A 25752-nucleotide genomic window follows, 5' to 3' on the forward strand; every position below is an offset into this window, starting at 1 on the left:
TCTCCGAAACGGTTAGCAGATAACCGGCAGACTGCTCCGCGATAGGGCGGGCGTGTAGAGATCGAACGTCCGACTGTCACTCCCGCGCGCCGTGACTACTCCGGCGTCGACTCCGACGCTTCGCGCTCGTCGGCGTCTCCAGCAACCGTCCGAGTCGGGAGGCGACTCGTGTCGTGGGTTCCGGTCGGCGGGAGGTTGGTCACGGCCGCCTCGGACGCGTCGAGGTCCGTCCGCTCGCCGAGAGCGCTCAGCCCGTCGCCGGCATCGCGGGCGTCCCGGTCGATACGCATCGAGCAGAACTTCGCGCCGCACATCGAGCAGAACTTCGCCTCTTTGTAGTTGTCGCCGGGGAGCGTCCGGTCGTGGAAGGCGCGTGCGCGCTCGGGGTCCAGTGCCAGGTCGAACTGGCGACGCCAGTCGAACTCGTAGCGGGCTTCCGAGAGCGCGTCGTCCCAGTCGCGAGCACCGGGCAACCCGTTCGCGACGTCTCCCGCGTGGGCGGCGATTCGGTACGCGGCGAGTCCCTCCCGGACGTCCGACTCCTCGGGCAGTCCGAGATGCTCCTTCGGGGTGACGTAACAGAGCATCGCCGCCCCGGCTTCCGCGGCGATGGCCGCGCCGATGGCGCTCGTGATGTGGTCGTACCCCGGGGCGATGTCGGTCACGAGCGGCCCGAGCAGGTAGAACGGAGCGCCGTCGCAGAGCTCCCGCTGCCGGTCGACGTTCGCCGCCACCTGATGCATCGGCACGTGGCCCGGCCCCTCGACCATCACCTGCGCGCCCCGCTCTCGGGCGACCCGCGTGAGTTCGCCGAGCGTGTCGAGTTCGGCGAACTGCGCCTCGTCGTTCGCGTCGGCGATAGAGCCCGGTCGGAGCCCGTCGCCGAGGCTGAAGGTGACGTCGTGCTCGACGAAGATGTTGCAGATATCCTCGAAGTTCGCGTACAAGGGGTTCTGCATCCCGTTCTCCTCGATCCACTTGGCGAGAATCGACCCGCCGCGGGAGACGATACCCGTCTTGCGACCGTCGGTCAACGGCAGGTGCTCCATCAGCACGCCCGCGTGGATAGTCATGTAATCGACGCCCTGTTCGGCCTGTTTCTCGATGACGTCCAACAGCAACTCGCGGGTGATGTCCTCCGGCTCGCCGGCCCGCTTGAGCGCTTCGTATATCGGGACCGTCCCGACGGGCACCGGCGAATGGTCGACGTTCGCCCGCCGAATCGCGTCGAGGTCGCTGCCGGTGCTCAGGTCCATCACCGTGTCCGCACCGTACGAGACCGCGGTGTGAAGCTTCCGGAGCTCTCCGTCGAGGTCGCTCGTGGTGTCGCTGTTTCCGATGTTCGCGTTCACCTTCGTCGCGAACGCCTCGCCGATTATCATCGGGTCGAGCCCGTCGTGGTGTCCGTTGTTCGGAATCACCGCCCGTCCGCTGGCGACCGCCTCGCGGACGAACTCCGGGTCCCGGTTCTCGCGCTCGGCGACTCGCTTCACGGCGTCCGTCAGCTCTCCGCTTCGCGCACGCTGTAGTTGTGTCATCGATTACCAAGTGGTATCATCCGGTGATAAATTCTGGGTATCGACCGGCCGGTCGAAGCGGAACGAACGTCGAGAAAACGCCAATCGTGGGAGTGCTCACCGACGACACATTCGAAAGATCCCCGAAACGAGGTGGTTCGTCGGCTTCTCGACTTTGTATCGTCGTATCTCGTTTATAGGGTGCTCACCGAGCGTCGACGAACGCCTCGATGCGGTTCATCGCGGTCCGCAACTCGTCGAGACCCGTCGCGTAGGAGATGCGGAGATGGCCCTCGCCACCGGTTCCAAAGACGCTCCCCGGGACGACAGCCACGTCTTCCTGGCGAAGCAACTCTTCGGCGAAGCGCTCGTCGTCGCCGCCACAGTATGGGAAGGCGTAGAACGCGCCCCGAGCCTCGAAGCACTCTACACCCATCTCGTCGAACCGCGAGAGGACGAACCGGCGGCGGCGGTCGTACTGATCGCGCATCTCGACGACCGCCTCGCCGCACGACTGCAGCGCCTCCAGCGCGGCGTACTGCGCCGTCGTCGGCGCCGAGAGCATCGAGTACTGGTGGATGCGGTTCATCGCCCGAATCGCCTCCGGCGGTCCCAGCGCGTAGCCGAGACGCAGCCCCGTCATCGCGTATGCTTTCGAGAACCCGTTGAAGACGACCGTTCGCTCACGCATACCGGGGAGCGTCGCGATGGAGGTGTGTTCACCTTCGTAGGTAAGCGCGGCGTAAATCTCGTCCGACAACACCATCAGGTCGTGTTCGACGGCGAACTCCGCCACCTCGGCGAGTTCGGAGCGACTCATCGTCGCCCCTGTGGGGTTGTTCGGATAGCAGAGCATCAACACCTCGGCGTCCTCCGCCCCGGCGTTCGCCAGGTCCTCGTAGGTGAGCGCGAAGTCGTTCTCCGGGCGCGTCGGCACGGCGAGGGGGTCGCCCCCGGCGAAGACGACGCCCGGAACGTAGGAGATGTACGACGGCTGGTGGACGGCGACGCGGTCGCCGGGGTCGACGAACGCTCGCATCGCCACGTCGAGCGCCTCGCTCGCGCCGGTGGTCACGAGAATCTCCTCGTCGGGGTCGTAGTCGAGGTCGTAGCGCCGGACGTGGTCGGCGATCTCGGCGCGGAGCTCGCGCATGCCACGGTTCGCCGTGTACGACGTTCGGCCGCGTTCGAGCGAGTCGATGGCGGCCGTTCTGGCGGCCCACGGCGCGCTGAAGTCCGGTTCGCCGACGCCCAGCGAGATGACCTCCTCTTTCTCCTCGGCGAGTTCGAAGAAGCGCCGAATCCCCGACGGCGGGACGCGCTCGACCCGGTCGGCGATTCTCATGGCGAGATGGAGAGGCGGTCATCGTCGTCCTTCTCGCCGAAGGAGACGCCGCGTTCTTTGTACGTCTCCATGACGAAGTGCGTCACCGTCTGGGTCACTTCGGGAATCGGCGCGATCTGCTCGGCGACGAATCGCGAGACGTCGTGCATCGAGTCGCCTTCGACGCTCACGGCGAAGTCGTAATCGCCGGAGATGAGCCGCAACGACGCGACCTGTGGGAACTTGGCGATTCGCTGCGAGATGTCGTCGTATCCGGTCTCCCGGTCGAGTTCGACGTTGAGTTCGATCTCGGCTTGCACGTGTTCTTCGTCCAGTCGGCTCCAGTCCACGATGGCCTGGTAACCGCGGACGACGCCGTCGGTTTCCAACGACTCGATACACTCTTCGACGGTTTCCTCGTCGAGTCCCGTCTGTCGGGCGAGGTCGGTAGTGTCTTCGCGAGCGTTCGACAAGAGGAGTTCAAGAATCTCCCGTCTGTCGTCCATAGGCCTCCGTTATCGGCGTCGGTCAAAGGGTTTGCCCACGACGCAATGAACGATATACCGATATATGGAATGCGCTCGTTGCCTCTCGAACTCGGTCGAGTCGACTCCCCGTCCTCCTCGATGCTCCCTCGGTCGTAATCGGAGTTCGTCGACCGAGTTCTGACTCCTTCGTCACCTCTATGCGCCAAGATTTACTATACGAAGGCGATGCACACACCTGACGGATTTCTCCATCCCTGGATGGCAGGTGCGTTTCTCGAACTCTCCGGAGTCGTACTGACGTACGCTGCGCACCGCTCGCGCGCGCAACTCACCGAACACCGGATTCGACTGTTCGGCGTCGTCGCGGGGGCGGTGTTCGCCGCGCAGATGCTCAACTGGCCCATTCCCGGCGGAACGAGTGCTCACTTCGTGGGTGGCGCGTTCGCGGCGGTCGTCCTCGGCCCGCATCTCGGCGCGCACTCGCGGTCGGCATCGCCGTCGCCGTGCAGGCGTTCGTCTTCGGCGACGGCGGCATGCTCGCCGTCGGGGCGAACGTCTGGAACATGGCTATCGTCGAAGCCTACGTCGGCTACGGCGTCTACCGACTGCTCGCGCCGCGAAGTGAGTCGCTCGCGATGGTCGTCGGTGGCTGGGTCGGTATCGCCGCCGCGGCCGCGTCCGCGAGCGTCCAGATGGGACTCTCACCCGCGTTCGGTGGCGAACTGCTCGCGGTCATGACGGTGATGGTGGCCGGTCACGCCGCTCTCGGCGTCGGTGAAGGCGTGCTCACCCTCGTCGGTGTGCGGTTGCTCAACCGCGCCGGTGTCGAGCGGGAGACCGTCCTCACGGGAGGAGTTCGAGCGTGAGCGCGGAGTCGTTGCGGCACTCCGAGTGGCAAAGGCGCTCGCTCGTCGGGCTGTTCGGACTCGCCGTGCTCGCGCCCGCCTTCGGGTGGGCAGCGTCGAAAACTGGCTACGCCGAACCGATGGAGAACGCGGCGGAGGCGGTCGGTGCCGCATCCGCGCCGACGACCGCGAGTATCCTGTCGGGGTACACGCTCCCGGGAGCGGGTCCGCACGTCGGAACCTTCGGCGCGGCGCTCCTCGGCACTACGCTGACGCTCGGACTCGCGGTCGGATTCGCCCGCCTGCTGGCGAAAACGGAGTGAACGGCGGGTCGAAGCAGTTCACCGACACGCGGTCGGTTGTCGATCGTTTTCGATCGTTTTCGACCATTGTCGACCATTGTCGGTCGATTGCCGGACGGTTGCCGGTTCGGACCCCGTCGTCTCCGAGACCGACTCCGAAGCGAGACAGACCCCGTCGCGAATCGGTCACGCGCGGAGGTAGTCCGCAACAGTCGGAACACCGCTTTTCACCGGATTCGTGGTAGTCGCCGTATGACGACCACGGCCGAACTCGTCGACTTCGCGCTCGACTTATCGTACGACGACCTCTCCGAGGAGACGCGAGACGCGCTGAAACGCCGCATTCTCGACTCCGTCGGTATCGCCGTCGGCGCGATGGGTTCCGAGACCACCGAGAAGATTCGAAGGACCGTCGAGTCGATGAACGACGACGGGGGGTGTCGCCTCTGGGGGAGCGACCGGTACGCGTCGCCACCGGACGCGGCGATGCTGAACACGGCGCTCGTCCGGTATCTCGACTACATGGACTCGTATCTCGCCCCCGGTGAGACGCCGCACCCGAGCGACAACATCGCCGCCGTACTGGCGTGCGGCGAACTCGCCGATGCGTCGGGCGAGGAACTGTTGACCGCTATCGGCGTCTCCTACGAGGTCCAAGGCGCACTTGGCTACACCGCCCCGGTTCGCGCCAGAGGATGGGACCACGTCACGCACACGGTGATTTCGGCCGCCGCAGGCGCGGCGAAGATCCTCGGCCTGGAACGCGAGCAGTTCCGAAACGCCATCGGCATCGCCGCGACGGCGCACAACGCGCTCCGGGTGACGCGCACCGGCGGGATCAACGAGTGGAAAGGCGTCGCCTCGGCCAACGCCGCGCGCAACGCCGTCTACTCGGTACTCCTCGCGCGCGACGGTCTCGAAGGACCGGTCGACGTGTTCGAGGGACAGAAGGGCTGGAAGCAGGTCATTTCGGGCGAGTTCGAGGTGGAGTACACGCCCGCCGAGCGCGTCCACGACGTGATGGCCAAGAAGTACGTCGCCGAGACGTACGCGCAGTCGGCCATCGAGGCCGTTGTCGAACTCACCGCGGTGGAGGATATCGACCCGACCGACATCGACGCCATCCGTCTCGACACGTTCGCCGGGGCGAAACTCATCATCGGCGGCGGCGAAGGGAGTCGCTACGAGGTCGAGCGGAAAGCGCAAGCCGACCACTCGTTACCGTATATGCTCGCCGTCGCCGCTCTCGACGGCGAGGTGACCACGGCGCAGTACACACCCGAGCGAATCGGGGAAGGCGACGTACAGCGCCTGTTGCAGCGGGTCGAAGTCCGGGAGGACCCCGAACTCACCGACCGGTTCGAGACGGGCGAGATGCCCGCAGTCGTCGAACTCGACGTCGGCGACGAGACGTACCGAATCGAGAGAGACGAGTTCCCCGGTCACCCGAACGACCCGATGCTGTGGGCGCAGGTGACAGAGAAGTTCGAGACGATGACGCGCGAACGATACGAGGCGGACCACCGTCAGCGTATCGTCGAGACGGTTCGGACGCTGGAGGACGCCGACGCAGCCGAACTCGTCTCGCTTCTCGACTGACGCGGACGGACGACTCTGGCGACGGCGGCGCACTCGCGCGCTGAGGCTATCTCCGCGCACGACCTACTTCCAAGATAGTGGTACACCATGTCACAGGCATACCCCTTTCGGATGCCGACCGAGACAGGCTCACGGGTCTGGACCGCGTCGGTGCTGGCGGGCCTCGTCGCCGGAATCGCGATGGGGCTCGTCATGCAGTTCGTCATGAACGCCATGCCCCTCATCGGGGCGTTGATCGGACAACCGACCGTCGTCGGCGGGTGGGTTCTCCACCTCGTCATCAGCGTCGTCTTCGCGCTGGCGTTCGCGGCGATAGTCACGCGAACGTCGCTGTCGCGCTACGGTCGAACGACCCTCGGGATGGTCGGACTCGGACTCGCCTACGGCGCGGTTCTCACCGTCGTCGCCGGGTGGTTCGCGCTGCCCATCTGGGCGAACGCAGTCGGTGCAGGGCCGCTCCCCGTTCCCCTGCTGATACCGATGGGCGTGGTCACGCACCTGCTCTACGGAGCCGTCCTCGGCGGCGTCTACGCGTACGCTCGGGGAACGACTGAGTCGACGCCGACGGAAGAAGCGGAGATCCCGGCCTGAGCGACGGCCTCTCTTTTCTCCACGCGACTGAACCGATTCCTAACACGACTGAACCGCTAAGTCGCCGTCTCTGGTTCGTCTCCACGGACCATGAGCGACCGAGCATTCGACTTCCTTACCCGAAACGACCGCCCCGAGAAACCGCGCGAGCGAGGTATCACCGAGATTCGCGGGCCGTACTACGACCCGATGGGGAAACGCGAACTGCGCGACATCCTCGAAACCGTCGGCCGATACGTCGATATCTACAAGTTCTCCGGCGGGTCGTTCGCGTTGATGGACGAGGAACCGCTTCGAGAGCTCATCGACACCTGCCACGAGTTCGACGTGGAGGTGTCCACCGGCGGGTTTATCGAGCGCGTCCTCGTACGCGACCAGGGGCACGTCGACGACTACCTCGCCGCCGCCGAGGAGTACGGGTTCGACATCGTCGAAATCTCGTCGGGGTTCCTCGCCATCGACGCCGACGACCTGGTCGCGCTGACCGAGCGCGTCCAAGAGTACGACATGAAGGCAAAACCCGAGGTGAACGTCCAGTTCGGCGCGGGCGGTGCGTCGAGCGTCGAGGCACTGGAGGAGGAGGGCGCAATCGACCCCCAGCAGGCCGTCGACGAGGCGAACCGCCACCTCGACGCGGGCGCGTACAAGGTGATGGTCGAATCCGAGGGAATTACCGAACGCGTCCACGACTGGCGAACCGACGTCGCGTTCGCCATCGCCGAGGGCGTCGGCATCGAGAACTGCGTCTTCGAGGCGGCCGACCCCCCTGTTTTCGAGTGGTACGTCAAGAACTTCGGACCGAACGTCAACCTGTTCGTCGACAACTCCCAGATCGTCGAGTTGGAGTGCATGCGCTCGGGACTCTGGGGGAAGAAGGGGACGTGGGGACGTATCGCGTCGTACGCCGGGCCGGACGCCGACGAGTAGCCGTCGGACCGACGGTTCTCGGACCGGCAAGTCTCGAACCGGCGGGTCTGTGACCGACAGTTCGGCGAGGGAACCGTTCAGGCGACCCAGCCGTCGACGACGAGTTCACCGACCTGTTGTTCCCAGTCGTCGAACTCGACCGAACAGTACGGGCTCCGCGAGAGATGGGTCGGAAACGTCTCGACGCCGCCGTCGAGCGCCGAGAGACAGAACGGGCAGCGGGACGGGTCCTCCCACGCGTGGGTGAGATGCGAGATGTGAGGCGCGTGCACAGATCCGAGATGACCGCGGGGGGTAGTTATACCCCGACGGTTCGCATCGAAACGTTATACCCCGACGAGTGACCCCACTCTACATGAACTATCTGCCGTGGGCACTCTTGGCGCTCGTCACCTACACGCTGGTCGCGCCGCTGATGAACTTCGCGACGACCGGCAACTCGGCGGTGCCGAGCAACGTCGCGACGCTGATGTCGAACACGATTCTCGTCCTCGTCACGCTCGGACTCGTCGCGTTCACCGACGAGAACGCGGTGAGCTACATCGCGCACCCGAAGTCGCCGTACGTCTATATCGCCGGTCTCTGTCTCTCCATCGGCATTCTCTCGTACTACCGAGCGCTCTCACTCGGCGACGTGAGCGTCGTCACCCCCGTCTTCGGTATGTTCCTCGTGACGAGTTCGGTCCTCGGAATGCTCTTTCTGAACGAGTCGGTCACCGCGCGCAAGGTCGCCGGAATCCTGCTCGCCGTCGTCGCCGTCTACCTCGTCTCCGTCGAGTGAGTCCGCTCGGCGCACTCCGTCGGCGGTGCGGAACTGCGCTCCTCCCCATCCGTGCATACGTCAGTAAGGATACCTCCCAATATATCTGGAAAGGTATACAGAAATACAGGAGGCTATCCACGGAGATGCGGCCGAGCGAACCCGCTCACGGAGCGCTACTGCTCCGCGCGGATCGATTCGAGCGTTCCCCGAGCGTTCTCGACGGCGGTCTCGCGTTTGGCCGGATACGCTTCGACCTTCGCGCGGAGCGTGATTCCCTCGCCGAGTCGCACGTCGCCTTTGAACGCCGCCTGCTTGTCGAGGCGGACGAAGAAGGAGCAGTTGTCGTCGACCCTGTCATCGAGTTCCGCGAGGAGGCGGTCGAGTTCGTCGAGTTCGCTCAGTCGCGAGAGCACGTGTCGAAGGTCGTCAGCCTTCTCGACGCGCGTCGAGAGGATGACGATTCGGTCGCCGTGGTAACCCGTGTTCTCGACACGCTCCAACTCGAACTCCTCGGGGAGAAACGTCCGAAGCGCCTCCTCCACCCGCTTCTCGTCTTCGGTCGCGTAGCAGAAACTCCGCAGGTCGATGTAGTGAAACGGAACGCTCGCCATGGTCACGATAGGCGGAGCGAAGGGAAAAAAGCCCTACTCCTCGGTCTCGTCGTCGTCCGCGGCCTCCAGGGCGTCGGCCGGAACGCCGGTCTCCTGTCCGTCCTCGAAGCTCACCGTGTACGTCGCCTCGCCGAACATCGTCTCCATCACCTGCGTGACGGTGCCGACTTCCTCGTCGAACTCGCTGTGCTTGTCGTGGAACACGACGCGGTCGTCTTTCTCGAAGCTCATACGACCTGTTCCCGTCGATGGCGTAAAAGGACGGTGGTTCGACGTGCCGCCGGGACGCGTTTCGATGCCGTCGACCCGGCGTCTGGTGACACCGAGTCGGAGTTCGACGCTGACGATTCGACGCACTCGCGAACGTCGAAGCCTTATTTTTCCCGGAGTCGCAATCTTCTCGCGATGATTCACCGGCACCGTGCGGGGAGCGACACGCTCTGGCACGCGCTCCGATGACGACGCTCAGCGACCTCTGGTTTCTGGCCGACGAGGCGCGACGTCGCGCCGAGCGAGCGTACCACACGCTCGACGACCGATACGACTCGTTTCTGGAGCGGCCGCGGACGAGACGCGTCTCCCGGCCGCGGTTCCGCACGCTTGCGACCCGTATCCGCGCGACGGGCGCACCGTTCGGCGCGCAGACCGTGGTCTACCGGACCGACGGACGGGTGTTGTTAGTGCGCCACGACGCGGTCGACAGGTGGGTCCTCCCCGGCGGCGGCGTCGACGACGGAGAGACGTTTCTCCAGGCGGCCGAGCGCGAACTCGCCGAGGAGGCGGGCGTCGACGCGTCGTACGACGGCCTCGCGATGCTGAACCGCGTTCACGTCGTCTTCGACGACCATCGGACGTGGGGCGTCCTGCCGGTGTTCGCCGCCGAGGCCGAGACGACGCAGACGCGCGTCTCCGACCCCGACGACGAGATCTCGGCGGCCGACTGGTTCCGCGTCGAGGCGCTCCCGGACGACACCCGCGACGCGGAGGATATCGTCGCGTGGTTCCGGCAGGCGTTCTAGCGCCCGCGACTCCGGATAGATACGTCTCCCGTCAGCGTCGGTCGTTCCGTCCGCGACGCGTCGGCGTCTGTCTCGCGTTTCACCGGTCGACGGTTCGTGACGGCCGAAACCGGCGGGGGCGTCGACAGCGGACGCTCGACGGAGCGATAGCGAACAGGCGGCCCCTGGTTCCGCACGGCTTCGGCGCGGCGTCTGCACCGTCGTCGGCGGGCCGCACACCCGCCTCGACCGACGACGGTAGTTCTCAGCGCACGCGGACGAGTGGCCCCGTAACCCTACTTGAAGTTCAGGTAACGACCGCGTAGACGAACAGGAAGCCGAAGTAGAGGACGACGAGCGCGCCGAGTGAGACGAGGCGGAACCGTTTGAGGTCGGCCTCCTCGTCCGCGTAGGCGTCGCGGTACGCCTCCCGTTCCGTCTCGGTGAGGTCGTTCGCGTGGTTCAGTCCCCGGTGAAGCGCGAGATGCCGCTCCTCGACGAAGGGGTCGCCGCAGTACCGACAGCGGAAGGCGACGTCGTCCTCGCTGTCGCCCTCGACGCGACGCGGTCGAACGGCGCGACCGTCTCCGGTACGGCCGGTCCCGACGGGCGAACGCGCGCTCTCGGTCGTCCGCTCGCCGCCGGCGGGCGCGTCGATGCGGTCGGTGCGGTCGGTCCGTTGGGTCGGGTCGGAGTCGGTCATATGTAGGGGGGTGTCGCAGGCGGTTCGCTGACGATCCAGAGGCTGGCCATCGTGTACAGCACCATCACGACGGTGACACCGTACTGGCTGTGGATGGCCTGCAGTCGGTCCGGAAAGAGGTCGTACGCCACCGCGTGGGCGACCCAGACGGCGACGAGGTGACCGAGGAGGACGAAGAACAGTTCGAGGCCGCCGAACCACGACGGCAGCGACGCCAGCGTGAGCGGGTTCTGCGGCGGCGAGATGGCCGAGAGCGTCGCGAGGTCGACGAGCGTCGAACCGCCGACGTCGAGTAGCGTGGGCGACAGCGACAGCAACACGCCGAGGTTGTGCGCGAGGTGGTAGCCCGCCGCGATGGCCAGCAGCGACGGCGCGAACCGCTCGGCGAGATACTCGACGCCGTAGTACGTCTCGGCGTAGCGTCGGGCGAGGCGCGCCGACCACCAGTAGACGCGCAGAAACGCCAGGTAGCCGAGGACGTAGACCCCGAGATAGCCGAGCAGCGGCGGGACGCCGACGGCGACCAGTTCGATGACGAGCCACGCCCAGAGGTTCGTGCCGACGAAGCCGTCGTAGGTGGTGACGTAGACGACGGCGACGACGAACGCCACCTGGTCGCGGCCGACGACGAGGCCCGCCTCGGAGAGACCCGCCCCGGGGAGTCGAAACCGGAGGCCGTCGTCGGTTCGCTCCAGCGGCGCGGCGCGGCCGTAGAACTCGAACGTCCGCGAGATGGGATCGACCGTCCCGAACCAGCGGTCGGGACCGAAGACGACGCTCCCGGCGAGCGACACAATGGTGTAGGCGACGATGACCGCCGCGAGTATCCGCGGTTCGTCGCCGACGGGGGCGACGACCTCCACGAAAATGAGCGCGAGGAGGCCGACGACGGCGGGCCACGTGCCGTAGCGCGCGGGGTACTCGCGGTCGAGCGACGGGAGCAGTTCGGCGAGCGCGCGGAACGGGTTCAGCGTCGGCCACGTGTCGCCGACGAGGTAGACCGAGGCGACGTAGCCGCCCCACCACCCCACCCAGACGACGAGAATCGCGAGGTTCCGGAGCTGCGTATTCGGACCGACGAAGCCCACGTAGACGGTCACCGCGAGCAAAACGACGGAGGCCGCCCGGGCGACGAGACGGACGAGTCGGCCCGGCGACGGAAGCGCGCCGCCCCAGTCGTGAATCGAGCGAATGAACCGCCGGTCGGTGACGAAACTCGCGAGCAGAAACGACGCGCCGACGGCCCCGCCGCCGGTGAGCAGGAACAGCCACGTCGGGATGTCGAGCGTGCCCGGCGCGGCGCTGCGAACCGCACCGGCGTGGGCGGCGGCGACGCCCGTCACGGCGACGAACGTCGAGAGGACGGCCGCCGCGACGACGAGCGCGCGGGCGAATCGGGCGGCGGGTCGTCGGTCGTCGCGAACCGGGGAAGCGTCGCGGCCGCCGAGAGCGACGGCGTCGCCCCCGCCGGGAGACGCCGAGTCCGAGCGACCGCCACGACCGGACGACCGGGGACGTTGAGCCATCGTCGAGAGTAGGACGACTCGCCACGAGTATGTTGCGACTTCGCGCCACCTATCGAGAGTCGAACCACTCGCAGACGGTCCCCGCGTGCGCCGCAAGTAGGGAGGTTTTTTAGTGGACCGACGGCAACGCACGGACATGAGTACGCAAGAATCACACGAGGACCACGGGCATCACCTCCCGGCGGTCGAGGACTGGCCCCACGGGTTCGGTGAGGCGTCGTGGTGGCCGTTCGTCACCGCCGTCGGCGGCGCGGGGTTGTACATCGGCGCGGCGCTGTACATCATCGCGTCGGGGAACCCCCAACTGCTGCCGCCGATCGCCGGCCCCGCCGTCTTCGTCGGCAGCGTCGGCCTGTTCCTCGTCGGCGTCTACGGCTGGGTGTACCACGCCTTCGTGAGCCACTTCTGGTCGCGCGACACGCACGCGAACGGGTCGCTCGCCCTGAAGTGGGGGATGGTCGCGTTCCTCGGTTCCGAACTCGCGACGTTCGGCGCGGTGTTCACGTACTACTTCTTCATCCGTGCGGGGACGTGGCCGCCGCAGGAGCTTCCGCCACTACTCAGTTCGCTCGTGCTGGCGAACACGGCGCTGCTCATCGCGTCGAGTTTCACGCTCCACTGGGCGCACGTCGCCATCCGCCGCGAGAACCGCCGCCAGTTCATCCTCGGCCTCGTCGTGACGCTCGTGCTCGGCGTGGTGTTCATCGGCGGACAGGTGCTCGAATACTACGAGTTCATCGCACACGAGGGCTTCACGCTCACGAGCGGCATCTTCGCCAGCGCGTTCTTCGGCCTGACGGGTCTCCACGGTCTCCACGTCAGCCTCGGCGCGGTGCTTCTGGGCATCGTTCTCGTCCGTGCGCTCGCCGGACAGTACTCCGCCGACCGTCACGTCTCGGTCAGCACCGCCTCGATGTACTGGCACTTCGTCGACATCGTCTGGATCTTCCTCGTCGTCGTGCTGTACGCCGGTGCCGTCGTCGGCGGCGGCGCGTAATCACGGACGACCAGACAGCCCGCATTTTCGGTCGTTCTCGCCTCCGAGCGGCCGCACCGTTTTTCGACGACCCGACACCGTCTCTCACCCGAACCGCGTCTCCGGCGGCGGAGTCGTCTCCGTGAGTACCAGCGTCAACAGGACGAAGTACGTCGCGAGCCCGGAGACGAGCGCCGCGAGCACCCACCGAGACCGAGCACGACACCTGCAACAGCGACGGCGAAGACGGCGAGAACCGACGTCAGTTGTACCCCGGGCCGCCGCCAGAGGCGCGCGCTCGTCATCGACGCGAACCGACCGACGCCGTCGCGACAGGGCTCAGCGCCAGCACCCACGCGGCGAGAATCACCGCCCCGACCAGTTCGGGAAGCGCGAGACCGGGCCCCGGAAACCACCCGGCGGCCCACGCTGCCCACGAGAGCAGGTGGACGACGACGAGCGTGAGCGAGCGTCGTCCGGTCGTCGCGCGACGACGGACCACGCCATCCGCGGCGAGCGTCGCCGTCAGGAGCAGGTAGAACGCGACGGCGACGGCGAAGTGCGGCGACGTGTCCATCGGGAAGACGCCGACGAGACCCATCGCGACGGCCGTGAGCGCGAAGAGAACGGCGACGACGCGGGATGCACGCGACACCGCCGCGCGCCACAGCGGAACCGCGTACGGAAGCGCCAGCAGCGCACCGACGACGAGGCCGCCGTTGAACAGCAGCGCCGTCACCGGGTCGACGCCAAGTTCGGAAAGAGCGTCGCGCGACCACGAGAACCACGGCGCGACGACGGTAGCGGTCAGAATCGCCCCGAGTGTGACGGCGGGCGCGACGCGACCGAGTCGGCGAGCGAGTTCGACGCGTTGCATCGTCGACTATCGAGGAGAGCGAACGATAGTGGTTGCGGAGTTGATGGGTCGGCAGGTGGAGGGTGTTCGCCGAAACACCGGCGTATCGCGGTCGCCGAAACAGTTCTTATCCGCGAGCGGGGACGATACCTATGAGCAGCGAAGAGACGGGAGACCTGTACGACACGTACGTCGCCGCGCTCCAACACGGGTTGGTCGAACTTCCCGAGGACGTGCGTCTGGTCGGCGTCGTCCGCCGGCCGACGCGGTGGTTCCACGCCGCCGTCGACGAGAATCGTCCGTCGCTCGCGCCGCCGGAGACGCTCTTAGACGAGTTCTCACGGGAGCGAGACGACCTGAAGATGGCCGGGCTCTGCGACGAGGGCGCGCACAACGCCGCGTGGGAGAACATCGGATTCGGGGGACGCTATCGGGAGTATCTCGAAACCGCCGAGCCTGAGTCGACGCTAGAGTCGCTGACGGCCGAACTCCGCGCAGGCGACGACGCGGCGCTCGTCTGCTACGAGAACACCGAGAAGAAACGCTGTCATCGGACGATTCTGCGGGACGTACTCGCCGAACGCCTCCAAAGCTCGTCCCGGTCGGAGTGACGGCGGAACGCGCCGTTCTCATCATCCGAGCAACACTTATTCGCCAACAGTACACGTGTTCACTATGCATTCGAACCCGTGGCGGGTCGCGCTCAGCGCCGTCCTCGCTGGCGCGCTCGTCGCCTCGGCGATGAACCGAACCGCCGAGCGAATCGACACGACCGGCTACGGGACGTACGGCGACTACAACCGCCTCGACCAGAACCACCCGTTCGGGCAGGCGTTCCTCGACTACCCCGAACGACCGATGGACGGGTCGCCGTCCACCGTGTTCAACTGCCGAACCGACAGCCAAGTCGGCAGCAGCCTCCGGATGGTCGTCGGGTTCGAGAACGACTCCTCGGTGATTCTCCCCGGCGACAGCTCCGGCAACCCGTGGTCGCCGCAGTACGACGACCAACTTGATATGTGGGCCGACGGTGAGTACAGACGGATGACGCTCGATTCGCCCGGGGGCGACCCCGACCTCGTGTTCGTCGCGGAGGAGTCGTCGTGAGCACCGGTACGCGCACGGACTCGGCGCTCGCGCCGGTCCGCACCGGCCGGTACGCCGAACTCGCGCTGACTCTCGCCACCGTCGTCGGCGTCGCGGCGACGGTGGTTCACTGGGCGGGCCTCGTCGTCGGCGGCGTTCTCGTCGGCCTCGTCGCCACCTCGCTCTCGCGCGCCGTCGTCAACGGTCTCACGTTCGGCTTGGTCGTCCTCTTCGCCTTCGGGGCGTGGTTGCTGTACGAAGGGGCGCTCTCGACGGCGCTGGAGACGGGACAAATCGGCGCGTTGACCGTCGCTGCCGCGTTCGGACTGCCGCTCGCGGCCGCCGTTGCGGTTCGCGCGCTGGTCTGAACGCGGCCCATCTCGCGTCGGGGGGAGGGGTCACGCGCGGCCATAGAATTATACTTCAAGCACCCTATATGTGCGTGTGTTCGAGAGCAATCGCGTCCGTCGCGAGAGTGCGCTCGCCAGTCTCCGCCGTCGTCTCGGCGGGTTCGCGGGCGTCGCCGCGCTGTCGACGCTGTTCGTCGGCGGCGTGCTCTCGACGACCCGCGCCGTGGCGACCACGACGGTCGGACGCTGGTTTTGCGTCGCCGCGGTGGTGCTTGCGCTTGAACTCGGGTGGACGGCTCGTCACCTCGGCCGGAACCGACGAACGGGCGAGGCGCTGTTCACCCGACTCGGGGCTGGCACCCTCGTCACGCTCGGGCGGGGTGTCCTGCTCGCGTGGGTCGCCGCGTTCGTCGTCGTCGACTGGCCCACCTCGACGGCGTTACTGTGGATTCCCGCCGTCCTCTACGGCACCGCCGCGGTGCTCGACGCCGTCGACGGTGCGCTCGCGCGTCGGACCGACCGCGTGACCGAACTCGGCGCGTCGCTGGACCTCGAATACGACGCGCTCGGCGTGCTCGTCGCCTGCTCCGTGGGCGTCGTCGCCGGCCTCCTTCCCGTCTGGTACCTCTCGGTCGGTCTCGCGCGCTACGCGTTCGGACTCGGCCGCTACCTGCGCCGCCGCCGCGGCGCGCCCGTCCACGACCTTCCGCCGCGCGTCAGTCGCCGTCTGCTCGCCGGACTCCAGATGGCGTTTCTCGCCGTCGCGCTGTCGCCGCTCGTCGGTCCGGCAGTGAGAACTACCGGCGCGACGGTGTTCGGCGGGGCGCTTCTGCTCGGGTTCGCCCGCGATTGGCTCTACGTCTCCGGCCGCGTCGGCGACGACGCGCCGAAGCCAGCCGAACACGCCGTCGATTGAGCGGTTCGGTCCGAGGACGTCTGTCAGCAGCGGCCGTACACGTCGAGGTGGTGGGCGACGAAGGAGAGTTCGCCCCGCTCGACGGCCGCGTGTCGCTCGTCGACCCACGCGCCGAACCCGTCGATTTCGTCCGCGCCGCCCACCGAGCCCTCGAAAAACGAGAGCAGGTGGTGCAGGAAGTACGCCTCGTCGCCCGCGTACGGCGGCGTGACCACCCAGTCGGACCCGCCCGCCGCGAGCACCTCCCCGCCGAACTCGGGGACCGCCGCGAGCAGTTCTCTCCCCGTGCGGCTCCCGCCGGGTCGGTCCGGTGCGTCCATCGTCGCGTGGTAGGCGTCGACGATTCGCGCGTCGCGTTCGGGATCGGCCGTCGGCGCGAACCCCGTCTCGCCGTCGAAGGTGACCGGGAAGTACCAGCGGCCGTCGGCGGCGAGCGCCGAGAAGAGAGCGGCGAGCGCCGAGTCGAGGTCGACGACGTCCAGAAACGCGGCGGCGACGACGAGGTCCCACGTCTCGCCGGTCTCGGCGAGGTAGTCGAAAGCGTCAGCAGCGACGAACGAGACGGCGATACGCTCGGTCGGCGTCGAGAGAACGAGGTCGGCATCCGGTTCGTCACCGGCGCTCTCGTCGACTGCGTACCCCGCGTCCGGGGCCCACTCGACGCACCGCTCGCGGCCGCGTTCGAGACTCGCCGCGTCCCGGTCGACGAGCGTGTAGGAGACGCGGTCGGGGAGCCGATTCCAGTCGAGCAGCCGGCGGAGCATCGACCCGAGGCCGCCGCCGATATCGAGGACTCGAACCCCGCCGAAGGAGTCGCGTTCCTCGCCGGCGTCCACCGACCGAGCGAGGTCCGCGAGGTCCGCGGTCACCGCGTCGAGCGTCGGGCGGTGGAGCGCCCGGTCGTCGACGCGCTCTTTGGCGGCGAGATAGCGCTGAAACGAGTACGAGTCGGGACGTGACACGACCGTACGTCGGTGGCGGGGGCCAAAGAGCTACTGACGGCACGTTCACAGGTGACAGACGGGTGGCTGACGGACGACTGACAGCCGCTCACGCGTCCGGAAAGTATTTGCTTCGGGTGTGGTGAAGTAGCATCAAATGGACAGCAACGTAATCGAGACAGTCACCGGGTGGGAGGAGCGACCGTTCGCCGACGGCTACGCCGGTCTCTCCGACCTCGCGGCCGCGGGGTTCACCGGGGCCGTCAGCGCCGAGATGGCGTGGGCGTTCTTCGTCAACGGTCGCGTCGTCGGCGTCTTCGAGGGGACCATCGAGTCCTTCGAGAACGCCGAGGGAACCGCCTACACCGCACCGGACCCCTCGCTGCCGCTTCTGTTCACGATGCGAGAGCAGGGCGGCGAGACGCGCGCGAGCTACTACACGAACGAGACGTCGATTTCCGAGGCTGACGCCACCCTGAAGTCCGGGAAGTTCACGGGCTACATCGAACTCTCCGAGAACGTCCTCTCGGGCGACTACTACGTCGTCTACCACGGCGGCAAGTCGATGAGCGCCGCGTTCGTCGGCAACAACCGAACCCTCCTGACGGGCGAGGAGGCGTTCGAGCGCGCCGACGACGAGGTGGGCATCTTCGAGGTGAAAGCCGTCGACATCGAGATCGTCGAGATTCCGGAACCCGAGGAGCCGGTCGAGGCGGCCTCCGAACCCGAACAGGAGGACGTGACGTTCGGTGCCGCAGGGACCGCCGGGGGCGCCGGTGCAGCCGGTGCTGCAGAGGCCGCCGGGTCGGCCGCATCGGAACCGGGCGAGTCGGCCGACACAGCCGAGGCGGCCGACGCATCCGAGAGCGGAACGGAGCCGACGGCGGACGAGCCGACCGCTTCGGAGGCGACGGACCCGCTCTCGGACCCCATCGCCGAGACGGAGGAAGTCGACGCCGAGACGCCGACCGACCCGACGCCGTCGGAAGCGGAGGCCGCCGCACACGCCGCAGCGGAGCAGGCGAGCGACGAACCGCCGTCCGACGTCGACGTCCCCGCAGAGCGTCCCGAGGGCGACGGGTACGACGACGTCTCGGCCGACACCGTTGGCGACGAACCCGAGCCGGGAGGGACGACCGCCGAGACACCGGCGGACCCCCTCGGTTCGGCCGACGACTCCGGAACCGAAGCCGCGGCCGAGAGTGCGAGCGCGGCCAACGGCGCCGTGGACCCCGACGTGTTCTCCGAGGAGGCGGAGTGGCGCAACGCCAAGTCGATACCGGCGTTGGACCCCGAGCAGACGGACGTGAGCCTCCCGTCCGGCGACGAGAGCCGACAGCGTCGGCGGCGGATGCAACGCCGCAGACAGACCGCGCGGGCAGACCGGTCGGGCGACGACGGGACGCAGTCGGGACGGCGGGCCGGTCGGGGGAGACAGGCCGCCGCGCAGCAGCAGTCGAGTCGCGGAGAGTCGGCGCTCGAACAGCGACTCGAACGCACCGTCGCTGCGAAGGAGAAAGCCGAGACCGAGCGCCAGCAGGCGATCGAGCGACTCTCCGAGGTCGAAGCCGAGCGCGACGAACAGCGCGAACGCGCCGAGCGCCTCGCGGAGACGGTCGAGCGGTTGGAAAAGAACGTCGAATCGCTCGAAGAACGACTCGCTGCCGCCGAAAGCGGGAGCGACGACGGGGGCGCTACGTCGTCGCCGGCGCAGACGATGGGCCGCAAGGAGGCGCTGGAGGGGACGAACCTGTTCGTCCGCTACGGCACGAAAAGCGGCGGGACGCTGGAGAAAGCCCACGCGGGCGAAGTCGACCGCGACGAGGTAGTCGAGAACCTCCGACTCGAACACCACACGCGCTTCGAGACCGACGACCTCCACGTCGAGGGAGAGCCGTACGAGACGTTCCTCGAAGGGACTGTCGAGTACGGCTTCGTGAAGTGGGTCGTCGACGACCTGCTGTACGAGATCCGTGACACGGGAAACGTCGCCGCGATGCAGGAACTGTTCGACGCGATTCCGAAGGTAGACCGGACCGAACTCGGCGGTGACGTCTCCGTGCAGTACGTCGAGAACGGCGAGGAACACCGCGAGCAGCGGACGTTCGACGTCGTGTTGCGCGACCGGATGGGCAACCCGCTTCTGGTCGCCGACCTCAACGACTCGCGGGCGGCGGCGTCGGAGACGATGATGTCCTCGCTCGTCCAGAACGCCGGACAGGTCGGTGAGACGAGCGACACGCTGGGCGCGGCGTTCCTCGTCACGACGAGTTACTTCGAACCGGAAGCGTTAGAGACGGCCGCCGACGCGACGGGCGGTGGGTTGCTCAGTCGCGGCAAGCGAAAGAGCCTGGTGCGACTCTCCAGAAAGCGGGGATTCCACCTCTGTCTCGTCGAGACCCGTAACGGCGACTTCCATCTGAACGTTCCCGAGCTCTGAGGGAGAACAGTTATCCTTCGACTTCGACCGCGTCTTCTATCTTCATCGTGTCGAGTTTGTCGACGATCTCGTCGAGTTTGCCGTCGAGTTCGTCGACGAACTCGGCCGTGCGCTCGGTCGTGATCGCACCCTGGCTCGACGGCTCGATGAGGTTCTCCTCTTCGAGGACGCGCAGCGAGTAGCGGACCTTGTGGTGGGGGTACCCGGTCTCGTTCGACATCTTCACGATACCGATAGGTTCGTTCTCGATGACCATCTTCAGGACTTGGAGGTGTCGTTCGAGCATATCCACCTCTTTTTCGAGTCTGTCTATCATGCCATTTGTTAACTTGTCTTCGTTCCCTTTAAAAGTTGCTGTCGAAGCCGACGAGAAACGGTAGTGGTTGTCATTGTACACCACGTGTATTGTTAACCGTTTGGATTCGTCCTGCGGCGCGGGGAATACACGTTCGTGTTCAACGACAGCCGAGCTGTCGAACCGCTGTGCGCACCCGTGTTCATTTTCCGACGACGGACCGTAACCGGTTTAGCGAGTCGCGCAGAATCGGCGACTATGACTGTCACGATCGTCGGCTCGCAGTTGGGCGACGAAGGCAAGGGCGCGCTCGTCGACCTCTGGGGCGGCGACGCCGACGTGGTCGTCCGCTATCAGGGCGGCGACAACGCCGGCCACACCGTCGTGGAGGACGGCACCGAGTACAAGCTCTCGTTGGTTCCCAGCGGCGCGGTGCGGGGCAAAATCGGCGTGCTCGGCAACGGCTGCGTCGTCAATCCCGAGACGCTGTTCGACGAGATGGACGCGCTGCGCGAGCGCGGCCTCGACCCCGACGTCCGCGTCGCCAAGCGCGCGCACGTCATCTTCCCGTACCACCGCCGCCTGGACGGTATCGAGGAGGAGGCGAAGGCCGATTCGGGCGTGAAGGTCGGGACGACCGGCCGCGGTATCGGCCCGACGTACGAGGACAAGGCGGGCCGTCGCGGCATCCGCGTCGGCGACCTGCTCGACCCCGACATCCTGCGCGACAGACTGGAGTACGCCGTCCCGCAGAAACGCGCACTCGTCGAGGACGTCTACGGCCTCGAAGCCGGCGAGGAACTGGACATCGACGCCCTCCACGAGCAGTACGTCGAGTACGGCCGGCGACTCGCCGAGGAGGGGATGCCCGTCGACTGCGGCGACTTCCTATACCGGCGCCGCGCCGACGGCGACGAGGTGATGTTCGAGGGCGCGCAGGGCACGCTCATCGACGTCGACCACGGCAACTACCCGTACGTCACCTCCTCGAACCCGACGGCGGGCGCCGCGGCCGTCGGGTCGGGCGTCGGACCGACCGTCGTCGGCCGCGGCGAAGTCGTCGGCATCGTCAAAGCCTACCTCTCGCGGGTCGGCGAGGGGCCGCTGCCGACCGAACTCGACGGCGACGAGCGCGAGGAGGAACTCGCCGACTTCATCCGCGAGAAGGGCGGCGAATTCGGCACCGTCACGGGTCGACCGCGGCGCATCGGCTGGCTCGACGTGCCGATGCTCCGCCACGCCTCGCGTACGAGCGGCTTCACCGGCGTCGCCGTCAACCACGTCGACGTGCTCGCCGGACTCGACGAGCTGAAAGTCGGCCACGCCTACGAACTCGACGGCGAGGAGATCCGGACGATTCCGTCGACCACCGAGGAATGGGCGCGCTGCGAGCCCGTGCTGAAGGAGTTCGAGCCGTGGCCGGAAGTCGACTGGAGCGAAGTGGCAGAGGAGGGCTACGAGGCCATTCCCGAGGCCGCCCGCGACTATCTCGACTATCTGAGCGAGCAGGTCGACGCGCCCGTCTACGCCGTCGGTGTCGGCCCGGACCGCGAGCAGTCCGTCGAACTGGCGAACCCGTTCGAGTCGCAGTAGACGGCCGATAGCGCCGACTGGACGTCGCTGCCACGGTTTTCACAGAGCCACTCGATAGTTCGCCGAACCGACACGCTCTTGCCGTTCCCCCGAGTCCGGCCGCTATGTTCGTCTCACCGACGGCGAGCGACCGGTCAGCGTCGCTCGGGAGGTCCCGATGAACGCGTTCCGCCTCGTCGCGTTCTCCGAAGCGGTTCGGGAGGCGATTCCGCCGGAGCTCGGCGGCTGGTTCGTCCCGGCGACGGAGCTCGGCGGCGTCGCCTTCTCGCTCGCGTTTCTCTGTCTGTTCTACTGGCTCACCGACCGCGAGCGGGCGGCGACACTCACGGCGCTCGTCCTCGGCGGAGCCGCCCTTGCCGTCGGACTGAAGGCCGGGTTCGCGCTCCCGCGGCCGCCGGCTGAGACGGCACTCGTCGCGGAGACGGGGTACGGCTTCCCGAGCGGACACGCCGTCATTGCGACGGTGCTGTACGGTGGTCTCGCGACGCTCGTCGACGTCGGCCACCGTGGGGTTCGCTACGCGGCCGCCACCGTGCTCGTCCTCGTCGTCTCGCTCTCGCGGGTCGTCATCGGCGTCCACTACGTCGGCGACGTGCTCGCGGGCGCGGCGTTGGGGGCGGCGTTTCTCTGGGGCGCGCTCCGCATCACCCGGCGAGAGCCCTTACGGGCGTTCGCCCTCGCGGCCGGTCTCGGCGCGGTCGGCTACGCGCTCGCCGGACCGACGGTCAACGCCGTGACCGTCTTCGGCGCGAGCGTCGGCGGCGCGCTAACGTGGTACGCCCTCGAACCGACCGCGCGCCCGGTATCCCGACTGGAGGCGGCGACGCTCGCGCTGGTCGGCCTTCCTGCAGTAGTCGGCATCCGCGTCGCCACCGAAGCCGCCGGGGCACTCTTTCCGCTGGTGTTCGCGCTCAGCGTGCTACTGGTCGGGTTCGTCGTCGCGTTCCCGGTCCTCGTGACGGAACTCGGTACGCGCGTCGGCGACGACGTCGCCGAATCCGGGTGAGTGAGAACGGAGAACCGGCGAACCCGCACGCTTTTTATCCAGCGCATCTACCTCTCGGACGATGAAGGAATCCCTCATGGACATCCTCTGCGACCCGCTCGACAAGAGCGACCTCGAACTGGAAGTCGACGAGCGAGACGACGACGAGATACTCGAAGGCCGGCTCATCGGAACGGAGACGGGCGAGGTGTACCCCATCGAGGACGGCATTCCGAACCTGCTGCCGCCGGATATGCGCGACGACTGAGCGACCCACGATGAGGGTTTCCGCGGGTGCCGGCGTAAAAATCGTCCGAGAAGCATCTGTAACGTCCTGTATCTTTTTGCCGACGCGTACTGTGTGAGGAGACATGTCACAGACGCTCCCCGTCGAAGTCAACGGCGAACGACTTCACGCCGTGGACGCACCCAGCGAGTTCACGACAGCGGGGTCGTTCGTCGTCGACCTCGTCAACCGCGGCGAGTCCGTCCACGTCCACCTTCGACTCGGCGACTCCCTCTCGCGGGTCGCCCGACTCGACGCCGGCAACCACTACGTCGAGCGCGGGGCGAAACTCCCGATTCACATCGCCGTCGACGAATCGCTCGACCGAAGCGTGACCGGCACGCTGGAGATATCGACCGGCTACGGCGCGGAGAAGACGACTGTCGGCGTGACGGTCGAACCCGACCCCGAGGACTCCGGCGTCGACGTCGACGAACGTCTCAGTCGGCCGCCGGCGGCAGAACAGACGTCGAAACCGGGAACGGGAACGCTCGACGACGTCCGCGACAGCGTCGGCGACGTGGGTGTCGTCCCGCTGGTCGGCGTGGGAGTCGTCGCGCTGACTGTCGCACTCGGCGTCGGGGTCGTTCTCAACAATCCAGTCGTCTTCGTCGCCGTCGGCGTCGTCCTCGGGGTGGCGCTCAGCTTCGCGGCGAGTCAACTCCGCTGAATCCGTCTCTCACTCGGCGTCGGTGTCGGTCGGCGTCCCCGACAGCTCACGTGCCCACCTTTTCTTCGGTCGTTCGCTGCGCTCACTCCCTCGAAAATCTGGACCAAAACCCGCAGAGTCACTCCCCGTCGGTCGGCGTCCCCGACAGGTTCCCCTCGTCGTCGAACCGCTTCGCGCGGAGGAACCGCGCCCGATACCGGTTCGCGCCCTCGTACACGTCGGCCTCGCGGATCTCGTCGGTCCGCCCCTCGGCGACGGCGTCGATGATGTCTTCGACCTGCTCTTTCTCGCTCGGCGTGAGTTCGAACTCGTACGTCCGTGACTCCTCGCGTTCGAGCGTCGTCCACTTGCGCGCGGCGGCGACGACGAGCGAACACGGTTCGCGGCAGGGGAAAACGCCGTCACCGCGGTCGGCGTCGAGTTCCGACTCCTCGTCTTTGTCCCACATTCGGCGCTTGAGACACTGCGAATCGACGCAACAGGACTCCGCGATCCACTCGACGGCCTCCTCGTCCAGTTCGTCGACGACGTCGTAGATTCCCGTCTGTCGCTCGGCCGTCTCGTCCCAGTGGCTCACGTCGAGGCGACCCTCCCGCTCGCGGTACCAGTTCGGAATCGTCGCCGGGTAGACGACGTCGACGGTGTCGACGAGCGATCGGCCGTCGAGGTCGGTGAACGCCCACCCGTCGCGGAGCGTCGGTGCGGTCTTCAGCGGGCGGTAGCGCCCTCGCTCGTCGTAGGTGACGATGCTGCGGGCTTCCAGCGGGTCGGTGTACACGTCCAGCGACGAGAGGTCCGCGTCGGCGTCGGCGACGTGTCGGAGATGGTAGCGACGCTCGCCGTGGTCGGCGACGGTCGCGGTGACGCAGAGTTGGCCCCACTCGCGGCTGACGCCCTCGGCGAGCGCCTCGTACCGTTCGGGGACGCCGTAGTCGTCGGCGTTCTCGGCCCAGCGGAGGAACGTGTGGCGCGCGCTGGCGCCGTCGTGGTGTCTCGTCGCTGCCTCCTGCTCACCGCGCTCGCCGAGACCGACTTCGCGCGTCCAGTAGTACCAGTTCGAGACGAACCACGGGTTCGACTCGGCCACCTCGCGGAACTCGGCCTCCGAGAGACCGGTTCGCTCGGTGTGTGGGGTACGGAACCGAAAGCCGTCACCGTCGCGGTTCGCGCGTAACCCATCGAAGTCGACGCCGCCGGCCCCCCGCTCGTCGTCGTCACCGTCGCCGCCGTTGCCGTCCTCGACGGCCTCGACGAGCGCGTCGAGTTGCCCGGCGCGCATCAGTCACCCGCCGCGGGCGTCCCGCGCGTTCGCTTCCGGACGATTTCGACGGCGTCGTCGACGTCCGCACCGGCCTCGGCGGCGCGTTCGAGCACCACGTCGGCCATCAGCGCCTCGGTTCCGACCGCGCCCGCGTACCAGATGCGGTGGCCGTCGACCTCGGCGGGGACAGGGTAGCCCTCGCGATAGTCGTCGGTCAGTCCCACGTCCTCGGGGATGTCCTCCTGGGTGTGGAAGCCGTCGGCGATGAACAGCGGGACGACGACCACGTCGTCGCTCTCGAAGCAGTCGGTCACGTCGTCGACTTCGGGTTCTTCGTCCATGTACAGCGCCTGTACCTCGTCGAAGCGGTCCATCTCGCGGATGCGCTCGGCGTGGTACTCGATGGCTTTCGCGCTGTTCTCGTTGCGCTCGGTCCCGTGACCGACGACGGCGAGGCCGAACCCTTTTCCGACGTTTGGGTCGCCGGTCACCGACTCCGCGCGGCGGACGAGCACGTCGGTCATGGACTCGTGAGTGCCGACGGGACCGCAGTAGTGGACGCGCTGGTTCGTGTCGCTCGCGGTGAGCGTCGCGTGACTGGCGCTCAAGCCGTCGGACTCCCACTGTGAGACGTCCCACCCGTCGAGGCGAAGCTCACGAGGAATGACCTGCTCGGTGAAGTAGCCCTCGCTGATGAACATCGGGACGACGAACACCTCGTCGGATTCCACCGTCCTGAGCACCTCTCTGAGCGAGGGTTCTTCCTTCCAGAAACCGGTCTTCACCTCGTCGAACGCGCCGACGTCGCGGATGGTGTCCGCGTGGTCGTAGGTCGGGGCGCTCGAATCCGGGTTGAGGTGGGACCCGTGGGCCACGATGACCAGCGCTTGCATGTCTGACGCT

The 25752-nt window shown here is 67.2% G+C and carries 30 protein-coding genes and 1 pseudogene; 18 read left to right on the plus strand and 13 right to left on the minus strand.

Annotated elements, in window-relative coordinates; translation table 11 throughout:
- Window positions 1–95: 95 nt before the first annotated feature.
- The 3 genes from thiC to LAQ74_RS08030 all read right to left on the minus strand — a co-directional run bounded on the left by thiC (window position 96) and on the right by LAQ74_RS08030 (window position 3347).
- Window positions 96–1538, minus strand: coding sequence for a phosphomethylpyrimidine synthase ThiC (gene thiC, locus LAQ74_RS08020; protein ID WP_224336915.1), 1443 nt, complete (start codon window positions 1536–1538; stop codon window positions 96–98).
- A gap of 184 nt (window positions 1539–1722) precedes the next feature.
- A complete protein-coding gene (locus LAQ74_RS08025) occupies window positions 1723–2862 on the minus strand; it encodes a pyridoxal phosphate-dependent aminotransferase (protein ID WP_224336917.1) in 1140 nt (379 codons plus the stop codon).
- Entirely contained in the window at window positions 2859–3347 is a 489-nt protein-coding gene (locus tag LAQ74_RS08030) for an Lrp/AsnC family transcriptional regulator (RefSeq protein WP_224336920.1), read from the minus strand. The genes LAQ74_RS08025 and LAQ74_RS08030 overlap by 4 nt, the downstream gene beginning before the upstream one ends.
- A gap of 240 nt (window positions 3348–3587) precedes the next feature.
- Between LAQ74_RS08030 and LAQ74_RS20350 the strand changes: the two are divergent.
- The 6 genes and pseudogenes from LAQ74_RS20350 to LAQ74_RS08055 all read left to right on the plus strand — a co-directional run.
- Window positions 3588–3743, plus strand: a pseudogene (locus tag LAQ74_RS20350) (energy-coupling factor ABC transporter permease); the annotation flags it as partial.
- A gap of 89 nt (window positions 3744–3832) precedes the next feature.
- Window positions 3833–4195, plus strand: a complete 363-nt coding sequence (locus LAQ74_RS20355; RefSeq protein WP_255647793.1) for an energy-coupling factor ABC transporter permease — start codon at window positions 3833–3835, stop codon at window positions 4193–4195.
- Complete coding sequence (locus tag LAQ74_RS08040; protein WP_224336921.1) at window positions 4192–4497, plus strand: PDGLE domain-containing protein; 306 nt, start codon at window positions 4192–4194, stop codon at window positions 4495–4497. Before LAQ74_RS20355 ends, LAQ74_RS08040 begins: the two co-directional genes overlap by 4 nt.
- 231 nt (window positions 4498–4728) lie before the next feature.
- Entirely contained in the window at window positions 4729–6075 is a 1347-nt protein-coding gene (locus tag LAQ74_RS08045) for an MmgE/PrpD family protein (RefSeq protein WP_224336922.1), read from the plus strand.
- An 87-nt stretch (window positions 6076–6162) separates the two neighbouring features.
- A complete protein-coding gene (locus LAQ74_RS08050; protein WP_224336924.1) occupies window positions 6163–6666 on the plus strand; it encodes a hypothetical protein in 504 nt (167 codons plus the stop codon).
- A 90-nt stretch (window positions 6667–6756) separates the two neighbouring features.
- On the plus strand, window positions 6757–7593 hold the full coding sequence (locus LAQ74_RS08055; RefSeq protein ID WP_224336926.1) for a phosphosulfolactate synthase: 837 nt from the start codon (window positions 6757–6759) through the stop codon (window positions 7591–7593).
- 77 nt (window positions 7594–7670) lie between these two features.
- Here the strand turns inward: LAQ74_RS08055 and LAQ74_RS08060 are convergent, their stop codons facing one another.
- A complete protein-coding gene (locus LAQ74_RS08060; RefSeq protein ID WP_224336928.1) occupies window positions 7671–7865 on the minus strand; it encodes a DUF7501 family protein in 195 nt (64 codons plus the stop codon).
- 83 nt (window positions 7866–7948) lie between these two features.
- Here LAQ74_RS08060 and LAQ74_RS08065 point away from each other — a divergent pair, with 83 nt between their 5' ends.
- On the plus strand, window positions 7949–8374 hold the full coding sequence (locus tag LAQ74_RS08065) for an EamA family transporter (RefSeq protein ID WP_224336930.1): 426 nt from the start codon (window positions 7949–7951) through the stop codon (window positions 8372–8374).
- 155 nt (window positions 8375–8529) lie between these two features.
- Here LAQ74_RS08065 and LAQ74_RS08070 read toward each other — a convergent pair whose 3' ends face one another.
- Together LAQ74_RS08070 and LAQ74_RS08075 are read right to left on the minus strand one after the other, a co-directional pair.
- Entirely contained in the window at window positions 8530–8967 is a 438-nt protein-coding gene (locus LAQ74_RS08070) for an RNA-binding protein (protein ID WP_224336933.1), read from the minus strand.
- 33 nt (window positions 8968–9000) lie between these two features.
- Window positions 9001–9198 carry a DUF1918 domain-containing protein gene (locus LAQ74_RS08075; protein ID WP_224336935.1) on the minus strand — a complete coding sequence of 66 codons (198 nt, stop codon included), beginning with the start codon at window positions 9196–9198 and terminating at the stop codon, window positions 9001–9003.
- 224 nt (window positions 9199–9422) lie between these two features.
- Between LAQ74_RS08075 and LAQ74_RS08080 the strand changes: the two genes are divergently transcribed.
- Complete coding sequence (locus tag LAQ74_RS08080) at window positions 9423–9986, plus strand: NUDIX domain-containing protein (RefSeq protein ID WP_224336939.1); 564 nt, start codon at window positions 9423–9425, stop codon at window positions 9984–9986.
- Window positions 9987–10272: 286 nt separating this feature from the next.
- On the opposite strand, the gene LAQ74_RS08085 is transcribed toward LAQ74_RS08080, so the two are convergent.
- The gene (locus LAQ74_RS08085) at window positions 10273–10668 is read right to left on the minus strand and encodes a hypothetical protein (protein WP_224336942.1); all 396 of its coding nucleotides are present in this window, start codon (window positions 10666–10668) and stop codon (window positions 10273–10275) included.
- Window positions 10665–12194: a hypothetical protein gene (locus LAQ74_RS08090; protein ID WP_224336945.1), complete on the minus strand. Its 1530-nt coding sequence runs from the start codon at window positions 12192–12194 to the stop codon at window positions 10665–10667. The genes LAQ74_RS08085 and LAQ74_RS08090 overlap by 4 nt, the downstream gene beginning before the upstream one ends.
- 136 nt (window positions 12195–12330) lie before the next feature.
- Between LAQ74_RS08090 and LAQ74_RS08095 the strand changes: the two genes are divergently transcribed.
- Window positions 12331–13191 carry a cytochrome c oxidase subunit 3 gene (locus tag LAQ74_RS08095; protein WP_224336947.1) on the plus strand — a complete coding sequence of 287 codons (861 nt, stop codon included), beginning with the start codon at window positions 12331–12333 and terminating at the stop codon, window positions 13189–13191.
- 280 nt (window positions 13192–13471) lie between these two features.
- Here LAQ74_RS08095 and LAQ74_RS08100 read toward each other — a convergent pair whose 3' ends face one another.
- Window positions 13472–14047: a DUF998 domain-containing protein gene (locus tag LAQ74_RS08100; RefSeq protein WP_224336949.1), complete on the minus strand. Its 576-nt coding sequence runs from the start codon at window positions 14045–14047 to the stop codon at window positions 13472–13474.
- Window positions 14048–14178: 131 nt separating this feature from the next.
- Between LAQ74_RS08100 and LAQ74_RS08105 the strand changes: the two genes are divergently transcribed.
- The 4 genes from LAQ74_RS08105 (at window position 14179) to LAQ74_RS08120 (ending at window position 16378) form a co-directional block, all read left to right on the plus strand.
- Window positions 14179–14637: a DUF488 family protein, N3 subclade gene (locus tag LAQ74_RS08105; protein ID WP_224336952.1), complete on the plus strand. Its 459-nt coding sequence runs from the start codon at window positions 14179–14181 to the stop codon at window positions 14635–14637.
- Between the two features lie 64 nt (window positions 14638–14701).
- Window positions 14702–15133, plus strand: a complete 432-nt coding sequence (locus LAQ74_RS08110; RefSeq protein ID WP_224336955.1) for a penicillin acylase family protein — start codon at window positions 14702–14704, stop codon at window positions 15131–15133.
- Window positions 15130–15480 (plus strand): hypothetical protein, encoded by a 351-nt coding sequence (locus LAQ74_RS08115; protein ID WP_224336958.1) that lies wholly within the window; start codon window positions 15130–15132, stop codon window positions 15478–15480. The genes LAQ74_RS08110 and LAQ74_RS08115 overlap by 4 nt, the downstream gene beginning before the upstream one ends.
- A gap of 76 nt (window positions 15481–15556) precedes the next feature.
- Entirely contained in the window at window positions 15557–16378 is an 822-nt protein-coding gene (locus tag LAQ74_RS08120; protein WP_224336960.1) for a CDP-alcohol phosphatidyltransferase family protein, read from the plus strand.
- Window positions 16379–16401: 23 nt separating this feature from the next.
- Here the strand turns inward: LAQ74_RS08120 and LAQ74_RS08125 are convergent, their stop codons facing one another.
- Window positions 16402–17340 carry a methyltransferase gene (locus LAQ74_RS08125; RefSeq protein ID WP_224336962.1) on the minus strand — a complete coding sequence of 313 codons (939 nt, stop codon included), beginning with the start codon at window positions 17338–17340 and terminating at the stop codon, window positions 16402–16404.
- Between the two features lie 136 nt (window positions 17341–17476).
- On the opposite strand from LAQ74_RS08125, the gene LAQ74_RS08130 reads away from it, so the two are divergent.
- The gene (locus LAQ74_RS08130; protein WP_224336965.1) at window positions 17477–19759 is read left to right on the plus strand and encodes a DUF7527 domain-containing protein; all 2283 of its coding nucleotides are present in this window, start codon (window positions 17477–17479) and stop codon (window positions 19757–19759) included.
- A 10-nt stretch (window positions 19760–19769) separates the two neighbouring features.
- On the opposite strand, the gene LAQ74_RS08135 is transcribed toward LAQ74_RS08130, so the two are convergent.
- Window positions 19770–20075, minus strand: a complete 306-nt coding sequence (locus LAQ74_RS08135; protein ID WP_117591543.1) for a hypothetical protein — start codon at window positions 20073–20075, stop codon at window positions 19770–19772.
- A gap of 237 nt (window positions 20076–20312) precedes the next feature.
- Between LAQ74_RS08135 and LAQ74_RS08140 the strand changes: the two genes are divergently transcribed.
- The 4 genes from LAQ74_RS08140 (at window position 20313) to LAQ74_RS08155 (ending at window position 23588) form a co-directional block, all read left to right on the plus strand.
- Window positions 20313–21647, plus strand: coding sequence for an adenylosuccinate synthase (locus LAQ74_RS08140; RefSeq protein WP_224336968.1), 1335 nt, complete (start codon window positions 20313–20315; stop codon window positions 21645–21647).
- Window positions 21648–21804: 157 nt separating this feature from the next.
- Window positions 21805–22653 carry a phosphatase PAP2 family protein gene (locus LAQ74_RS08145; protein WP_224336971.1) on the plus strand — a complete coding sequence of 283 codons (849 nt, stop codon included), beginning with the start codon at window positions 21805–21807 and terminating at the stop codon, window positions 22651–22653.
- A 61-nt stretch (window positions 22654–22714) separates the two neighbouring features.
- Window positions 22715–22900 (plus strand): methytransferase partner Trm112, encoded by a 186-nt coding sequence (locus tag LAQ74_RS08150; RefSeq protein ID WP_058581454.1) that lies wholly within the window; start codon window positions 22715–22717, stop codon window positions 22898–22900.
- 103 nt (window positions 22901–23003) lie between these two features.
- On the plus strand, window positions 23004–23588 hold the full coding sequence (locus tag LAQ74_RS08155) for a DUF7524 family protein (RefSeq protein WP_224336974.1): 585 nt from the start codon (window positions 23004–23006) through the stop codon (window positions 23586–23588).
- A gap of 118 nt (window positions 23589–23706) precedes the next feature.
- Here LAQ74_RS08155 and LAQ74_RS08160 read toward each other — a convergent pair whose 3' ends face one another.
- Window positions 23707–24867 (minus strand): DR2241 family protein, encoded by a 1161-nt coding sequence (locus tag LAQ74_RS08160; protein ID WP_224336978.1) that lies wholly within the window; start codon window positions 24865–24867, stop codon window positions 23707–23709.
- A complete protein-coding gene (locus LAQ74_RS08165; protein ID WP_224336981.1) occupies window positions 24867–25742 on the minus strand; it encodes a CbiX/SirB N-terminal domain-containing protein in 876 nt (291 codons plus the stop codon). The genes LAQ74_RS08160 and LAQ74_RS08165 overlap by 1 nt, the downstream gene beginning before the upstream one ends.
- Between the last annotated feature and the right edge of the window lie 10 nt (window positions 25743–25752).

The organism is Haloprofundus halobius (assembly GCF_020097835.1).
Classification (GTDB): Archaea; Halobacteriota; Halobacteria; order Halobacteriales; family Haloferacaceae; genus Haloprofundus; species Haloprofundus halobius.

Bases quoted from the DNA above. Each gene is read 5' to 3' on its own strand.
- thiC (WP_224336915.1), bottom strand. From the start codon at position 1,538: ATGACACAACTACAGCGTGCGCGAAGCGGAGAGCTGACGGACGCCGTG.
- LAQ74_RS08025 (WP_224336917.1), bottom strand. From the start codon at position 2,862: ATGAGAATCGCCGACCGGGTCGAGCGCGTCCCGCCGTCGGGGATTCGG.
- LAQ74_RS08030 (WP_224336920.1), bottom strand. From the start codon at position 3,347: ATGGACGACAGACGGGAGATTCTTGAACTCCTCTTGTCGAACGCTCGC.
- LAQ74_RS08045 (WP_224336922.1), top strand. From the start codon at position 4,729: ATGACGACCACGGCCGAACTCGTCGACTTCGCGCTCGACTTATCGTAC.
- LAQ74_RS08050 (WP_224336924.1), top strand. From the start codon at position 6,163: ATGTCACAGGCATACCCCTTTCGGATGCCGACCGAGACAGGCTCACGG.
- LAQ74_RS08055 (WP_224336926.1), top strand. From the start codon at position 6,757: ATGAGCGACCGAGCATTCGACTTCCTTACCCGAAACGACCGCCCCGAG.
- LAQ74_RS08065 (WP_224336930.1), top strand. From the start codon at position 7,949: ATGAACTATCTGCCGTGGGCACTCTTGGCGCTCGTCACCTACACGCTG.
- LAQ74_RS08070 (WP_224336933.1), bottom strand. From the start codon at position 8,967: ATGGCGAGCGTTCCGTTTCACTACATCGACCTGCGGAGTTTCTGCTAC.
- LAQ74_RS08075 (WP_224336935.1), bottom strand. From the start codon at position 9,198: ATGAGCTTCGAGAAAGACGACCGCGTCGTGTTCCACGACAAGCACAGC.
- LAQ74_RS08080 (WP_224336939.1), top strand. From the start codon at position 9,423: ATGACGACGCTCAGCGACCTCTGGTTTCTGGCCGACGAGGCGCGACGT.
- LAQ74_RS08085 (WP_224336942.1), bottom strand. From the start codon at position 10,668: ATGACCGACTCCGACCCGACCCAACGGACCGACCGCACCGACCGCATC.
- LAQ74_RS08090 (WP_224336945.1), bottom strand. From the start codon at position 12,194: ATGGCTCAACGTCCCCGGTCGTCCGGTCGTGGCGGTCGCTCGGACTCG.
- LAQ74_RS08095 (WP_224336947.1), top strand. From the start codon at position 12,331: ATGAGTACGCAAGAATCACACGAGGACCACGGGCATCACCTCCCGGCG.
- LAQ74_RS08100 (WP_224336949.1), bottom strand. From the start codon at position 14,047: ATGCAACGCGTCGAACTCGCTCGCCGACTCGGTCGCGTCGCGCCCGCC.
- LAQ74_RS08105 (WP_224336952.1), top strand. From the start codon at position 14,179: ATGAGCAGCGAAGAGACGGGAGACCTGTACGACACGTACGTCGCCGCG.
- LAQ74_RS08110 (WP_224336955.1), top strand. From the start codon at position 14,702: ATGCATTCGAACCCGTGGCGGGTCGCGCTCAGCGCCGTCCTCGCTGGC.
- LAQ74_RS08130 (WP_224336965.1), top strand. From the start codon at position 17,477: ATGGACAGCAACGTAATCGAGACAGTCACCGGGTGGGAGGAGCGACCG.
- LAQ74_RS08135 (WP_117591543.1), bottom strand. From the start codon at position 20,075: ATGATAGACAGACTCGAAAAAGAGGTGGATATGCTCGAACGACACCTC.
- LAQ74_RS08140 (WP_224336968.1), top strand. From the start codon at position 20,313: ATGACTGTCACGATCGTCGGCTCGCAGTTGGGCGACGAAGGCAAGGGC.
- LAQ74_RS08145 (WP_224336971.1), top strand. From the start codon at position 21,805: ATGAACGCGTTCCGCCTCGTCGCGTTCTCCGAAGCGGTTCGGGAGGCG.
- LAQ74_RS08150 (WP_058581454.1), top strand. From the start codon at position 22,715: ATGAAGGAATCCCTCATGGACATCCTCTGCGACCCGCTCGACAAGAGC.
- LAQ74_RS08155 (WP_224336974.1), top strand. From the start codon at position 23,004: ATGTCACAGACGCTCCCCGTCGAAGTCAACGGCGAACGACTTCACGCC.
- LAQ74_RS08160 (WP_224336978.1), bottom strand. From the start codon at position 24,867: ATGCGCGCCGGGCAACTCGACGCGCTCGTCGAGGCCGTCGAGGACGGC.
- LAQ74_RS08165 (WP_224336981.1), bottom strand. From the start codon at position 25,742: ATGCAAGCGCTGGTCATCGTGGCCCACGGGTCCCACCTCAACCCGGAT.